At 73.2% G+C, this 13840-nt stretch carries 11 protein-coding genes; 2 read left to right on the top strand and 9 right to left on the bottom strand.

Annotation, left to right across the window (positions count from 1 at the left end; genetic code table 11):
- Positions 1-225: 225 nt before the first annotated feature.
- The 8 genes from DP939_RS20010 to DP939_RS19970 all read right to left on the bottom strand — a co-directional run bounded on the left by DP939_RS20010 (position 226) and on the right by DP939_RS19970 (position 10533).
- A complete protein-coding gene (locus DP939_RS20010) occupies positions 226-567 on the bottom strand; it encodes a histone-like nucleoid-structuring protein Lsr2 (RefSeq protein ID WP_113982267.1) in 342 nt (113 codons plus the stop codon).
- 1210 nt (positions 568-1777) lie between these two features.
- On the bottom strand, positions 1778-4003 hold the full coding sequence (locus tag DP939_RS20000) for a heavy metal translocating P-type ATPase (RefSeq protein ID WP_113982469.1): 2226 nt from the start codon (positions 4001-4003) through the stop codon (positions 1778-1780).
- Positions 4004-4021: 18 nt separating this feature from the next.
- Positions 4022-4987 carry a hypothetical protein gene (locus DP939_RS19995; RefSeq protein ID WP_113982265.1) on the bottom strand — a complete coding sequence of 322 codons (966 nt, stop codon included), beginning with the start codon at positions 4985-4987 and terminating at the stop codon, positions 4022-4024.
- Positions 4984-5205, bottom strand: a complete 222-nt coding sequence (locus DP939_RS19990; protein ID WP_113982264.1) for a heavy-metal-associated domain-containing protein — start codon at positions 5203-5205, stop codon at positions 4984-4986. The genes DP939_RS19995 and DP939_RS19990 overlap by 4 nt, the downstream gene beginning before the upstream one ends.
- Before the next feature lie 39 nt (positions 5206-5244).
- Positions 5245-5526: a metal-sensitive transcriptional regulator gene (locus tag DP939_RS19985; protein ID WP_113982263.1), complete on the bottom strand. Its 282-nt coding sequence runs from the start codon at positions 5524-5526 to the stop codon at positions 5245-5247.
- 94 nt (positions 5527-5620) lie between these two features.
- Positions 5621-6664 (bottom strand): LacI family DNA-binding transcriptional regulator, encoded by a 1044-nt coding sequence (locus DP939_RS19980; RefSeq protein WP_113982262.1) that lies wholly within the window; start codon positions 6662-6664, stop codon positions 5621-5623.
- Positions 6665-6704: 40 nt separating this feature from the next.
- Positions 6705-9461 (bottom strand): glycoside hydrolase family 2 TIM barrel-domain containing protein, encoded by a 2757-nt coding sequence (locus DP939_RS19975; RefSeq protein ID WP_113982261.1) that lies wholly within the window; start codon positions 9459-9461, stop codon positions 6705-6707.
- A 49-nt stretch (positions 9462-9510) separates the two neighbouring features.
- Positions 9511-10533 (bottom strand): LacI family DNA-binding transcriptional regulator, encoded by a 1023-nt coding sequence (locus tag DP939_RS19970; RefSeq protein ID WP_113982260.1) that lies wholly within the window; start codon positions 10531-10533, stop codon positions 9511-9513.
- 400 nt (positions 10534-10933) lie between these two features.
- On the opposite strand from DP939_RS19970, the gene DP939_RS19965 reads away from it, so the two are divergent.
- Together DP939_RS19965 and DP939_RS19960 are read left to right on the top strand one after the other, a co-directional pair.
- Positions 10934-12037: a sensor histidine kinase gene (locus tag DP939_RS19965; protein ID WP_113982259.1), complete on the top strand. Its 1104-nt coding sequence runs from the start codon at positions 10934-10936 to the stop codon at positions 12035-12037.
- Entirely contained in the window at positions 12034-12690 is a 657-nt protein-coding gene (locus DP939_RS19960; RefSeq protein ID WP_113982258.1) for a response regulator, read from the top strand. The genes DP939_RS19965 and DP939_RS19960 overlap by 4 nt, the downstream gene beginning before the upstream one ends.
- Positions 12691-12696: 6 nt before the next feature.
- Here DP939_RS19960 and DP939_RS19955 read toward each other — a convergent pair whose 3' ends face one another.
- Positions 12697-13797 (bottom strand): mandelate racemase/muconate lactonizing enzyme family protein, encoded by a 1101-nt coding sequence (locus tag DP939_RS19955; RefSeq protein WP_199565280.1) that lies wholly within the window; start codon positions 13795-13797, stop codon positions 12697-12699.
- Between the last annotated feature and the right edge of the window lie 43 nt (positions 13798-13840).

Genomic DNA, 13840 nt, shown 5'->3' with positions numbered 1-13840 from the left:
ACATCTGCGTCGCAGGGTCACTACAACGCCGAATGCGGACGCGCCGACCCCGGTTTCCTGCGGAGTCGCGTGGCACTGCTGAACCTTTTCGGCCTCAAGCCCGCCGGCCGGGCCTGGCACCTCTGGTGCCATACCCGCTGACCAGGCGCTTCGCCACCATATCGGACCGGGTCCGATTGCGCCTGCGCGGCCTTCCCCCCAGGCCGGGCGACGGGTCGAAAAGGGTCAGTGCGCGGCCTCGTACTGCTCGACGATGGTGGAGGCGATCCGGCCGCGCTCGCTTACCGAGAGCCCGTGCTGCTTGGCCCATTCCCGGATCTCCTTGGACCTTTGCCGCGTCATTGCGGGGGTCAGACCCGAGCCGCTCCTGACCCTGCGTCCCGGCCGTTCCCGGCGCACCGGGCGAGCGGCGTTGATATAAGGGGCCAGCGCCTTGCGAAGGTGCTCCTCGTTCTTCTCGGACAGGTCGATCTCGTACTCATCGCCATCCAACCCGAACTTTGTGGTACTAGTAGCCTCGCCACCGTCGAGGTCGTCGATGAAGATCTCTCTAATCTGCTTTGCCATGACTACTAACTCCACGGATGTCTGTCTGATGTTGCGGGTACTATAGCACCCATACGATCTGCTGCCTGTTTTTTGCTCACAGTTGTCCCGCCAACAGTTCCGGTAGGGCCGGGATCCCCTATGAAACAGGCGTATCGGCAGGCCGGAACTGTCGCCAGAACTGCTTGTCACCAAGCGCGACTTTCTTCCGGGCTATAGTCCGCGATCTCTATGGGCGGCCCGCCATTGGGGCGTCACTTGAACACCGTGGTCACGATCGGCGGGGCGGGTCGCGAGCGGAAGGCCCTGGGGTGCCCGCCCGTGGTCTCCGGGTGTGGCAGATGCACGCACTGTGACCATCGCCGGGCGTACCGTGCCGCCGGGGAGTGGGAAGCGGCGGGGGCGGCGGGCGGTGCGCGTCATCGGCTCGGCGGGAGTCCGTGCGCACCCGGCCGCGCCGGGAAAAGCAGGAGCCGCCGCGTGCGGGGGATCACGCGACGGCTCCCAAGGGTGATCGCACATGAATGGCTATGCCAGCCGGGCGCCTCGGTGTGCGCCTTTCGTGGTCGCCATTAACAGGACCAGAGTAATTCCTCCGATCGGATTTATCGACCCCTCTCCGAATCTTTTTGTCAGTGAGCCTGCGGCGCGCGCTCCGGCGGGCGGTACGCCGAGATCACGGCGAGAATCGTTTTCACAAGTGTCGGCGGCCGGTGAATCCGGTGGGCCGCCGGTCGTTCGCGGTATGGTCCGGCCACCGGAGATCGGGCGGCGTGGCCGGGCTGGCCCCCCGGGGTGGGAATCGCACCCGCCGAACCCGGTGGCTCCCATTCCGCCCGATCGCGCCGCGCCGCCGGGCGTACGGCGCTGAGCACGCGCTATGCGAGTCCGCCGGCGATTCCCGAAGAGGCAGGCATCCGCCCCGCTACCGCCCGCCGGCGGGCGGCGAAGCGGGCGCCACGGTGGACGCGGCGGGCCGGGACCGCGCGGTCCACGTGGGGTCGCGCGGCGGGTCACGGCCGGTGCTGAATGCTATACCTTCCCTCCGGTGGAGGGTTTTCCGCCCGGCCGTTCCTGAATACCCCTCGGCATCGCATGATTTCGAACAAAGCGCCGCCCCGCGGCCTCTCGACCGGCGGGGCGGGCGCTCCGGTAAACCATCCGGGCGGCGGCCATATGCAGAGAGCATCCGGCGCGATACCGCAATGGAATCCGGGAAATTTCTTTCTGATCAGCGGAAGCCGCGCAGCCGCAGGCTGTTGCCCACCACGAAGACCGAGGAGAAGGCCATCGCGGCCCCGGCGATCATCGGGTTGAGCAGACCGGCCGCGGCCAGCGGCAGGGCGGCCACGTTGTAGGCGAACGCCCAGAACAGGTTGCCCTTGATCGTCCGCAGCGTGCGCCGGGACAGCCGGATCGCGTCCGGGGCGACCCGGAGGTCACCGCGGACCAGCGTCAGGTCCGACGCCTCGATCGCGGCGTCGGTGCCGGTGCCCATGGACATCCCCAGGTCGGCCTGGGCCAGCGCGGCGGCGTCGTTGACACCGTCGCCCGCCATGGCAACCACCTTGCCCTCGGCCTGCAGCCGCTTGACGACGTCCACCTTGTCGGCGGGCAGCACCTCGGCGATCACCTCGTCGATGCCGACCTCGGCGGCGACGGTCTTGGCGACCGCCTCGTTGTCACCGGTCAGCAGGACCGGCGTGAGCCCGAGGCGGCGCAGCCCGGCGATCGCCTCCGCGCTGGTCGGCTTGACCGCGTCGGCCACCACCAGGATGGCCCGGGCCTTGCCGTCCCAGCCGACGGCCACCGCCGTACGGCCGCTCTCCTGGGCCTCCGCGAAGGCCCGCTCCAGCTCCGCGGGCAGGTGCTGGGACCACTCGGCCAGCAGCCGGGGCCGCCCGACGAGCACCGCGTGCCCGTCGACCATGCCCTGCACGCCGAGTCCTTCGATGTTGACGAAGTCGGTCACGGCCGCGCCGGAGCCCGCCGCGCGGGCGACGGCCTGGGCGATCGGGTGCTCCGACGCGCCTTCCAGCGCGCCGGCCAGGCGCAGTACCTCCGCGCGGTCCTCGCCCTCGGCGGTGTGGACCTCGGCCAGCGTCATCCTGCCCTCGGTGACCGTGCCGGTCTTGTCCAGCACGATCGTGTCGACCGCGCGGGTGGACTCCAGCGCCTCGGGACCCTTGATCAGGATGCCGAGCTGCGCGCCCCGGCCGGTGCCGACCAGCAGCGCGGTCGGGGTGGCCAGGCCCAGGGCGCACGGGCAGGCGATGATCAGTACCGCGACGGCCGCGGTGAACGCCGCCCCCGCGCCGCCCCCGGTGCCCAGCCAGAACCCGAGCGTGCCCACGGCCAGCGCGATCACGATCGGCACGAAGACGCCGGAGATCCGGTCGGCCAGGCGCTGGACCTTGGCCTTGCCGGTCTGGGCCTCCTCCACCAGGCGCGCCATCTGGGCGAGCTTGGTGTCGGCGCCGACGCGCGTGGCCCGCACCACGAGCCGGCCGCCCGCGTTGACGGTCGCGCCGGTCACCGCGTCGCCCGGACTCACCTCGACGGGGACCGACTCGCCGGTCAGCATCGAGGCGTCCACGGCGGAGGAGCCCTCCTCGATGACGCCGTCCGTGGCGATCTTCTCGCCCGGCCGTACGACGAAGCGGTCGCCCACCGCGAGCTGGTCGGCGGGGATGCGGGTCTCCACGCCGTCGCGGAGCACCGCGACGTCCTTGGCTCCCAGCTCCAGCAGCGCCCGCAGCGCCGCCCCCGCGCGGCGCTTGGCGCGGGCCTCGAAGTAGCGCCCGGCCAGGATGAACGCGGTCACCCCCGCCGCGGCCTCCAGGTAGATGTTGCCCGACCCGTCGGTGCGCTCGATGGCGAACGAGAACGGGTGGGTCATGCCCGGGATGCCCGCCGTGCCGAAGAACAGCGCCCAGAGCGACCAGCCGAGCGCGGCGATCGTGCCCATGGACACCAGCGTGTCCATGGTCGCGGCGCCGTGCCGCAGGTTGGTCCAGGCGGCGCGGTGGAACGGCCAGCCCGAGTAGACCACGACCGGCGCGGCCAGCGTCAGCGACAGCCACTGCCAGTGGGTGAACTGCAACGGCGGGATCATCGCCATCGCGATCACCGGCACGGCCAGCACCACAGCGGTGATCAGCCGCTGACGCAGCGGGCGCAGCTCATCGGGCTCGTCCTGCTCGCCCGATCCGGCGGCGGGCTCGGGTGCGGGCAGCGCCGCGCCGTACCCGGCCTTCTCCACCTCGGCGACCAGGGCCGCCGGGTCGATGTCCGGGCCGAAGGTGACCTTGGCCTTCTCGGTGGCGTAGTTGACCGTGGCGGTCACGCCGTCCAGCTTGTTGAGCTTGCGCTCGATCCGGTTGGCGCAGGAGGCGCAGGTCATGCCGGAGATCGAGAGTTCGACGGCGTTCTGCGCGCCGTCGGTGACAGAGGACATCATCAACTCCTGTCCGGCTCAGTGCCCGTGTCCGGGCGATTCGGCCGATTCAGTCGATTCGGCCGATGCGGCGGGCTCCGGCGTCCCCTTGGCGGGAGCCGTCCGCGCGGTGAAGTCGGCCGTGCGCACCTTGCCCTTGTGCTGGAAGTCCAGGAAGAGGCGGTAGTCGCCACCGCTCGGCACTTCAGCGTAGAAGGCGATCTCCGGCCCGGCCGCGCCGGACTCCTCCGGGTGGACGTGCAGGTAGGCGAGGTCGCCCGCGCGCAGGGCCACCAGGTGACCGTAGGCGCCGAGGTAGCGTTCCAGGTCGGTGACGGGCTTGCCGTCCTTCTCGACGCGCAGCGTGAGCTTGGAGGCCAGGCCCGGCGTCAGCTCGCCGTCGAGGGTGACGGTGTAGCCGTCCACCTGCGCGGTACGGCTGACGGCGGGCAGCGGGGCGGGGGCGTAGTCGCCCGCCGCGCCGAGGTCGATGCCGAGGGTCAGCCCCAGGTGGCCGCTGGGCACGAAGTCGGCGAACGCCCGGTAGGGGCCGCCCTTCGGCAGGGTCAGCGGTATCGACCACTCGCCGCCCTTCTGTACCGGGTGCAGGTGCTGGAACTCCGTCAGGTCCCTGGAGACGACGATGAAGTGCATCTTCTTGTCATGGTTCACATCGAAGTCGGTCACGGGCCGGCCGTCGGCCCGGGTCACGGTGAACCGGAAATCGATTGGTTCGCCCGCCTTAAAGGCGGTCGCCACGGGTGTCAGGGTGAATCCGTTCTGGGACACCTGGAGCCCCCCAGGGGTATCGCTGGAACTCTCGTCCGTTTCGCCATGCGTGTGTTCGCCGGCCGGCTCGCTCGCGCCCTCGCCCGCGTGCGTGCTGCTGTGGCCCTTGGCGGGAGGCGGCGCGCCGGGCCCGGCCAGGCCGCCCAGCCCGAGCGCGCCGCCGAACACGACGACCAGCCCGGCCGCGTAGACGCCCAGCTTGGCGGCGGCGTTCACGACGCCTCCGCCGCGCTCGCCAGGGTGTAACCGGCCTCGGTGACGGCCGCGCCGATCGCGGACGCGTCCGCCGGGCCGTCACTGTGCACGGTCAGCAGCCCGGTGGACAGGTCGACCTCCACCCCGGTCACCCCAGGGACCTCGGAGACCTCCTCCTTCACCGAGTTGACGCAGTGTCCGCAGGTCATTCCGATCACGGTGTAGGTGGCGGTGCTCATATCGATGACTCCTCTTTCGGCGCGGGGTTTTCAGGTGGATCAGGAGCGAACGAGGCGGGCGATCGCGTCGGACGCCTCTTTGACCTTGGCGTCGGCCTCGGCGCCGCCCTGGGCGACGGCGTCGGCGACACAGTGCGCCAGGTGTTCCTCGAGCAGGGAGAGCGCGAAGGACTGGAGTGCGGAGTTGGCCGCGGAGACCTGCGTGAGGACGTCGATGCAGTACTTCTCGTCCTCCACCATGCGGGCCAGGCCGCGCACCTGCCCCTCGATGCGCCGCAGCCGCCGCAGATGGTCTTCCTTGCGCGGAGTGTAACCGGCCATAACTCCCCCTTCCGTCCGTTCGTTACGCTCAACACGTTACCCCCCTAGGGTATTCCGAGCGCAAGTGGGTCGCCTGATCCGGACATGGCGTGCCTCAGCGGGCGCGGCCGAGCGTGCTCTCCCGGAGCACCAGCTCGTGGCCGACCCGTACCTCGCGCGCCGGACCGGCCGTGGCCCCGCTCAGGCGGGCGGTCAGCAGCCCGACCGCTTCGTCGGCGATGCGCCGCTTGTCCGGGGCGACGGTGGTGAGGGACGGCGTGCCGTACCGGCCGTCGTCGATGTCGTCGAACCCGGCCACCGCGACCTGGCCGGGCACGTCCACCCCGCGTTCGTACAGCGTGCGCAGCGCGCCCAGGGCGAGCAGGTCGTTGCCGCAGAAGACGGCGTCGGGCGGCTCGGGGGAGTCGAGCAGGCGGGCCATCGCCCGCGCCCCGTCCGCGCGCAGGTAGTCGTCCACCGCGGCCACCAGGCCGGCGTGGACCGGCAGTCCGGCCTCGGTGAGCGCCTGGCGGTGGCCGAGCAGCCGCAGCCGGGCGGTCTCGCCCCCCGCGTCGTGCCGCGCGCCGATCGCGGCCACCCGGCGGCGGCCGAGCCCGATCAGGTGCGCGGTCGCCTCCCTGGCCGCCGCCACGTTGTCCACCGCCACATGGTCGGCCGACCCGGGCTGGACGCGTTCGCCGAGCAGCACCAGCGGCGTGTCGTCGGAGCGGGCCGCCAGATCCTCGGGGCCGAACGCGAGCGGGCTGAAGATCAGCCCGTCGATCAGGTGCGCCCGCAGGCCGGAGGCGACCCGGAGTTCGCGTTCGCGTTCGCCGCCGGTCTGGTCGATCAGCACGGTCAGCGAGCGCTCCTCGGCGGCGGCCACCACCAGCCCGGCCAGCTCGGCGAAGTACGGGATGCGCAGGTCCGGTACGGCCAGCGCGATGATCCCCGAGCGCCCGCCGCGCAGGCTGCGGGCCGAGGGGTTGGGCCGGTAGTTCAGCTCCGCGACGGCCTCTTCGACCCGGGCGCGGGTGGCCGGTGCGACGTGGACATAGCCGTTGACCACGTTGGACACGGTCTTCACCGACACACCCGCGAGCCTGGCGACGTCCTTCAGCCCGGTGCGCCGCCCGGTCTCGCCCGCTTCCCGACCCATGCCCCGCCTCCGGTGACCTCGTCGCTGGGACGGGCGCAGCCTACAACGACGCGTCGCGGAACGTCAGGCCGAAGGTCACCGGCCGGGCGCGGAGGCGGTGGCGAGGTGACACGCCGGGTCCGCAGGCGGCCGTGCCCAGGCCGTGCTGGGCGAGGTCCAGGTTGACGTGCACGGCGTCGCCCGGCGTCAGGTCGGTGAGGTGCCGGGCGGCGTCCAGGTCCTCGCTCGTCCAGCGGCGCACGGTCAGCCCGAAGACCGGGTCGCCCTCGATGCGGAGCCTCCCGCCGAGCACGGCCCACCGCACGTCGGCCCGGTGGCCGTTCTCCTGCGGGAACACGTAAGGGGTCTGCATCTGATCGACGGTCATCGCGTACCTGCCGATCCGGGCGGCCCGGTGACTGTCGGGGTACGCCTCGCCGGGGCCCCTGCCGTACCACTCGACCGTGCCGAACGCCGCGGGCAGCGCGAGGCGCAGGCCGATCCGCGGCAGCGGGAAGTCCCACTCGCCGCGCGGCTCGGCGGTGACGGTGAGCCGCAGCCGATCGCCGGTCAGCGCCTGCCAGCGATAGGTCGCGAACATGGCCCGGTCGTGCCCGGCCGCGGCGGCCACCGTGCGGACGGTCAGCGCGCCGGGCGCGCGTTCCACGTCGATCACGCGGTGCCGCAGCCGGTGCAGGCCCGCGCGCCGCCAGACCTCGGCGTGGGGGGCGGGGCCGCCCGCGTCGTTGCCGGTCGGGGCCCGCCACAGGTCCAGGCGCGGACCGCTGACCAGGTGTACGCCGCCGACGCGCAGCAGCCGCCCGTCGTCGCCGAACACCCCAGGGCTTTGAGCGGCGTGTGCGCGGGCGGGCGCCTGGGCGGGGACGATCCGGCCCTGCCCCCAGGCGACCTCGTGCCCGGCCTTCGCCCAGGGCTCGTCGGCCGCCAGCACCGCGCGGACGGTCAGCCAGGTCTCTGCCCCGGTGCCGGGCAGCGCCGGGACGGGCGGCTCCGCCCGGCCGCCCGCCGCGACCGGGGGCACGTCGAGCGCGCCCCGCGCGACCTCGGTCCCTTCCTCTTCCAGGGTCCAGACGAACGCCAGGTGCGCGAGGTCGCGGAAGTCGTGCAGGTTCTCGATCACGATCGATTCGGCGACGGTGATCCGTACCGGTTCGACCGCCTTCTTGAACTCCAGCAGCCCCGGCGAGGGTGTCCGGTCGGGGAAGACCAGCCCGTCGATGACGAAGGGGCCGTCGTGCGGGTCCTCGCCGAAGTCGCCGCCGTACCCGAAGCCGTACTCCGGATGCGCGAGCCCGTGGTCGATCCACTCCCACACGAAGCCGCCCTGACACCGCGGATAGGTGTGGAAGAGCTCCTGGTACTCCGCGAGCAGCCCCGGCCCGTTGCCCATCGCGTGCGCGTACTCGCACAACACGAACGGCAGGCCGGGATGGCGGTCGCCGCGCCCGATCCGCTCGACCTCCTCCACCGGCGCGTACATCCGCGAGTGGACATCGACGTAGGCGGCGTCCTGGCCGGGCTCGTAGTGGATCGGCCGGGAGGGGTCGCGCCCGCGCGTCCACTCGGCCATCGCGCGCAGGTTCTCCCCGGTCCCCGCCTCGTTGCCGAGCGACCACATGATCACGCTGGGGTGGTTCTTGTCGCGCTCGACGGTGCGGCGCATCCGGTCCAGGAGGGCATCGCGCCAGCGCGGGTCGGCGCTGGGATTGCCCCGCCAGCCCACCCGGCTGAACCCGTGGGTCTCCAGGTCGCACTCGTCGATCACCCACAGGCCGTACTCGTCGCACAGGTCCAGGAAACGGGGGTGCGGCGGGTAGTGGCTGGTGCGGACGGCGTTGACGTTGTGCCGCTTCATGGCCAGGACGTCGGCGAGCATGGTGGCCTCGTCCAGCGCGCGGCCGGTGCCCGGGTGGAACTCGTGCCGGTTGACCCCGCGGAACAGCACGCGCTCGCCGTTCACCTTGAGCAGGCCGTCCTCGATCGCGACGGTCCGGAAGCCGATGCGCAGCGGCACGTCCTCGCCGCCGCACCGCAGTACACCGTCATAGAGCCGGGGGACCTCGGCCGACCACGGCTCCACCCCGTCGATGCGCAGGTCGCCGGGGACGACATCGGCCAGGCCGAGCCCGGGGGCCGTGAGGGTCGCCGGGGCGGAGGTCTCGATCCGCAGCCTGCCCTGGCCGGTGCGGTGGCCGTAGTCGGCGTGGACGAAGAAGTCACGGAGGACCGGCGTGGCAAGCAGCACCACATCACGAAAAATCCCGGACAACCACCACATGTCCTGGTCTTCCAGGTAGCTCCCCGGAGACCACTGGTGCACCCGTACGGCCAGCACGTTCCGCCCCGCCACCAGCGCGCCCGACACGTCGAACTCCACCGGCAACCGGCTCCCCATCGAAAAGCCCAGCTCCCGCCCGTTGAGCCAGGCCCGGAAACAGGAGTCCACCCCCTCGAACCGCAGCACGCCACCCCGCCCGCCCCACCCCTCCGGGACCTCGAACTCCCTGCGGTAGTCGCCCGTCGGGTTCTCGTCGGGCACGAACGGGGGATCGAGCGGGAAGGGGTAGGTCACGTTCGTGTAGGCGGGACCACCGTGGCCGTGGAGCTGCCACATGCCGGGCACGGGAAGCTCGTCCCAGCCGGAGAAGTCCGCGTCGACCGGCGCGCCCGCGGCCGTGGGGGAGAGGCGGAACCGCCATCGTCCATTGAGGTCGATACGGGGAGACCTGGCGGCGAACGCGGCGCGCGGCCCGAGCCGGCCCGCCCCCGGGGCGAACCCGGCGAGGTAGTCCGTCACAGCCGCAGCCTACCCGCGCCGCCCCCGGACCTCCGGGCGATGCGGCAGGTCAGCGAGTGGACTCGCGCACCACGAGAGTGGCCGGGACGGTGAGCACGCCGCCCGCCGGGGGCGTGCCGCCGATGGCCTCCAGCAGGTACCGGGCCGCCGTCCGGCCGATCTCCGCCAGGTTCAGATCGACGCTGGTGAGCGGCGGACGCGCGCCGAGCGCCATCGGCTCCCAGTTCTCGAACCCGATCAGCGCCACGTCGTCGGGCACCTTCCTGCCGTGCTCGCCCATCGCCTCGGCGACCCCGCGGGCGATCTGGTCGCTGCCGCAGAACACCGCGTCCACGTCGGGGCGGGCGCGCAGCAGGATACCCGCGGCCTGCCGTCCCCACTCCTCGCTCCACTCGCCGAACAGCGGCTCCGCCGCGGGCCGCAGCTCGGCCTCGGCCAGCGCGGCGGCCAGGCCCGCCGCCCGCTGCCCGGCCGCGAGGTACCGCCGGGGCCCGGTGATGTGCCCGATCCGGCTGCGGCCCGCCGCCAGCAGGTGGCGCGCGGCCAGTACGCCGCCGCCGCGGTCGTCGGGCACCACCGAGAAGTCGCCCGGCGCGGCCGACCGGCTGACCGTGTGGATCACCGGGACCGGCAGGTCGCCCAGCCCGTTCCGGGTCTCGGCCCGGCGCCCGGTCGCCACGATCCCCTCCACCCGGCGGGCCAGCAGGCGTTCCACGTGGTGCCGCTCCCTGATCGGGTCATTGCGGGTGTCGCAGGTGAACACCGAGATCTCCCCGGGCGCGAGGGAGTCCTCGATACCGAGCATCACCGGGACGCTGAACCGGCTGAAACCGTCGCAGGCGATCAGGCCGATGGTGTGCGTACGGCCCGCCAGCAGGCCCTGCGCCAGCGGGTTGGGCCGGAACCCGAGCCGGTCGGCCACCGCCGCCACCCGCGCCCTGGTCTCGGCGCGCAGCTTGCCGCGGCCGTTGAGCACCTTGGAGACCGTGCCGATCGACACCCCGGAGGCCGCCGCCACGTCCCGGATCGTCACCGCCCGCGGCCGGTCCGGCCGCTCTTCCCGATCAGACACCCGGTCCCCCTCCGTGGCGGGGTTTCATGACCGGTCGATGTTATTCGATGGCATGCCGCCGCCCTGGGGATTACCGTTGTGACGTGGTGAGGGTGCGAAAGGAGAGGGTCGTGGGCCGCACGTCCCGTTGGCCGCACGGCCACGCCCTCCGGCGGAGTCGCGGGTAGCGATTCGCGGTGCCGCCGGGGAGCGCTGTGCGCCAGGCGGCTTTTCCTGGCTTGTTCCGGTCGGCATCCGGCCTGCCCGAAGGGAGTGGCGTCCCCCGGGCGGACCTGAGTGCGACCACGCCCTGGGTCCGGCGCCACGCCACGCCGGTACCCGGGGCAGGCCGCCGCCATCTGGACATGTCCGTACTTTCGGCCGGTACACCCGCCGGGTGTCATCTCCTACGCTGATCGCCGTGAACGTGCGGGACCGGGCCGTCCAGGTCGACATCGGGCTCGGGGCGGTGTTCGCGGCGGCCCTGGCGTTCCAGGCGTACCGGATCGCGCAGAGCTGGGGCGGCGGCCACTGGGTGTTCGGCTGCGCGGCCGGGGCGGTGGTGTCCGTGATCGCCCTCGTCCGGCGGCGCGAGCGGTGCTGGACGGCGGTGGCCGGGCTGGCGGTGGCCGTGGTCGCGATCCTGGCCGCCCGGTTCGGCGGGCTGCCCCGCGAGCCGAGCCCGGCCATGGCGCTGGCGCTGGCCGTCCTCGTCTCCTCGGCGGTGCGGGCGCTGCCCGCGCGCCAGGCGGTGGCCGTCGCGGGCGGCGGCCTCGCGGTCGCCACCGGGGCGCTGGCCGTCTTCGCGGGGGCCGCCGTGGCGGTGCTGAACGCCCTGGCCTGGGCCGCCGCCGTCGCGGCCGGGCTGTGGCCCCGGTACCTCGCGGGCCGCAGGCGCGCCGCCGCCGACCGGGTGCGGCGCGACGAACGCCTCCGCCTGGCCAGAGAGCTTCACGACATCGTCGCCCACCACATCACCGGCATCATCTTGCAGGCGCAGGCGGCGCAGGTGCTCGCCCGCAGGCGTCCGGAGGAGGTCGAAGGCTCCCTGGCCGGCATCGAGGCCGTTGGCGCGGGCGCGCTGGCCGCCACCCGCAGGGTGGTCGGGCTGCTGCGCGAGGCGGCACCCGGGACCGCCGTGCACGGCCCCCTCAGTGAGCTGGTCGAACGCTTCGACGGCGCCGAGATCACCGCGCGCCTGCCGACCGGCGACCCGGGCTGGCCGCCGGAGGTGGCCGGCACGGTGTACCGGGTCGTGCAGGAATCGCTCACCAACATCGCGCGGCACGCCACCGCCGCCCGATCGGTCTCCGTCAGCGTGGCGGAGGACGACAGCTTGATCACCATCGAGGTCACCGACGACGCGCCGAAACCGGCCCGGTCCCGCGCGGCCCGGCGCGCCGGTTATGGCCTGATCGGCATGCGGGAACGCCTGGAAGCCCTCGGCGGCACCCTTCACGCGGGCCCCGGCGATGTGTCCGGCTGGTCGGTCGTGGCCACCTTGCCGCTGCGCGGGCCACGATGAACGTCAGGATCCTGCTGGCCGATGACCAGGCGATGGTCCGCGCCAGCCTGCGGGTCATCCTGGAGGACCAGCCCGGCCTCAGCGTGGTCGCCGAGGCGGCCGACGGCGCGGAGGCGGTCGAACTGGCCCGCAGGCTGCGCCCGGACGTCTGCCTGGTGGACATCCGGATGCCCCGCCTGGACGGCATCGCGGTCACCCGCGCCCTGGCCGGGCCGGGGATCGCCGATCCGCTCAAGGTGATCGTGGTGACCACCTTCGACCTGGACGAGTACGTCCACGGGGCGCTGACCGAGGGCGCGGTGGGGTTCGTGCTGAAGGACGCGGGACCGGGCGTGCTGGTGGAGGCGGTACGCGCGGCGCACGCGGGCGATGCGCTGATCTCGCCGTCGGTCACCGTGCGGCTGCTGCGCCACCTCGCCGCCGCCACGGCCCCCGCCGCCCGCCCTCCGGCGCCGCCCCTGACGGACCGCGAGCTGGAGGTCGTGCGGGCCGCGGCCAGGGGGCGCACCAACCAGGAGATCGCCGCCGAGCTGTGCATCTCGCTGAGCACGGTCAAGGGCCATGTGGCGAGCGTCATGGCCAAGCTCGGCATGCGCAACCGCGTCGAGGTCGTCGTCTGGGCCTGGGAGAACCGCCTGCTGCCGCCCCGCTGATGCGGGTCAGGGGTGCAGCTCGTGCGCGGCGGCGTCCGGGGCGAGGGCGGTGATGCCGAGACCGGGGGCGGGAGAGAGGCGGACGAGGTCGCCGTCGTACTCGATGCCGCCGGACACCGGGGAACGGGTGAGCCAGAGGCCCGCGTCCAGGTCTTGGGCGGCGGTGCCGGTGAGGGTGGCGGCGAGGGCGGCGGAGGCGGCGATGCCCACGTGGCTCTCCATCATGCAGCCCGCCATCACGCCGAGCCCCGCCTCGGCGGCCAGTGCGAGCATCCGGCGGGCCTCGGTGATGCCGCCCGACTTGGCGAGCTTCACGTTGATCGCGTCGGCCGCGCCGTACCGGATGACCTGCCGCAGGTCGCGGAGGTTCCAGACGGACTCATCGGCCAGCACGGGCGTGGTGACGGCCGCGCGTACGGCGGCGAGCCCTTCGACATCGGCGGCGGGCACCGGCTGTTCCACGAAGTCGAGCCCGACGCCGGACTCCTCCCAGCGCCGGATCGCCGCGACGGCCTCGTCGGCGGTCCACGCCTGGTTGGCGTCCACCCGCAGGACGAGCGCCGGGCCCAGCTCGCGGCGCAGCGCCTCGACGCCCTCGACGTCGTGCTCCCCGCCGCCGACCTTGACCTTGAGCGTGCCGAAGCCGGTGTGCTCGCGGGCGCGTTCGAGCAGGTCCTGCGGTGTGCCGACGGACAGCGTCATGTCGGTCCGCACCGGCCCGGCCCGCCCGCCGATGAACCCGGCCAGCGGCAGGCCCGCCGCGCGGGCCGCGAGGTCCCACAGCGCGCAGTCCACCGCCGAGCGCGCCGCCGCGTTGCCGACGACGCTCGTCTCGACCGCCCGGCCCCAGGCAGCGGGGTCATCGACGGGGAGGCCGGTCACCGCGTCGGCGATGGGCCCGAGCGCGGCCGCCGCGACGCTCTGCGGGCTCTCCCCGGTGACCCGCCAGCTCGTCGCGGCCTCCCCCCACCCGCTGCGCCCGTCGCCGTCGGTGACCTCCACCAGCACCGCCCGCAGCCGGTCGGCCCGCCGTACGGCGGTGACGAACGGCCGCACCAACGGCACCTCCACAGCCACCACCCGCACCCGCTCGACCCGCCCGCTCACCACCGGCCCCTCTCACGCACAGCTTCAGGTGACAACTCATCGT

The organism is Spongiactinospora rosea (assembly GCF_003315795.1).
GTDB classification, from domain to species: domain Bacteria; phylum Actinomycetota; class Actinomycetes; order Streptosporangiales; family Streptosporangiaceae; genus Spongiactinospora; species Spongiactinospora rosea.
This window is presented reverse-complemented; position numbering and strand designations above follow the sequence as displayed.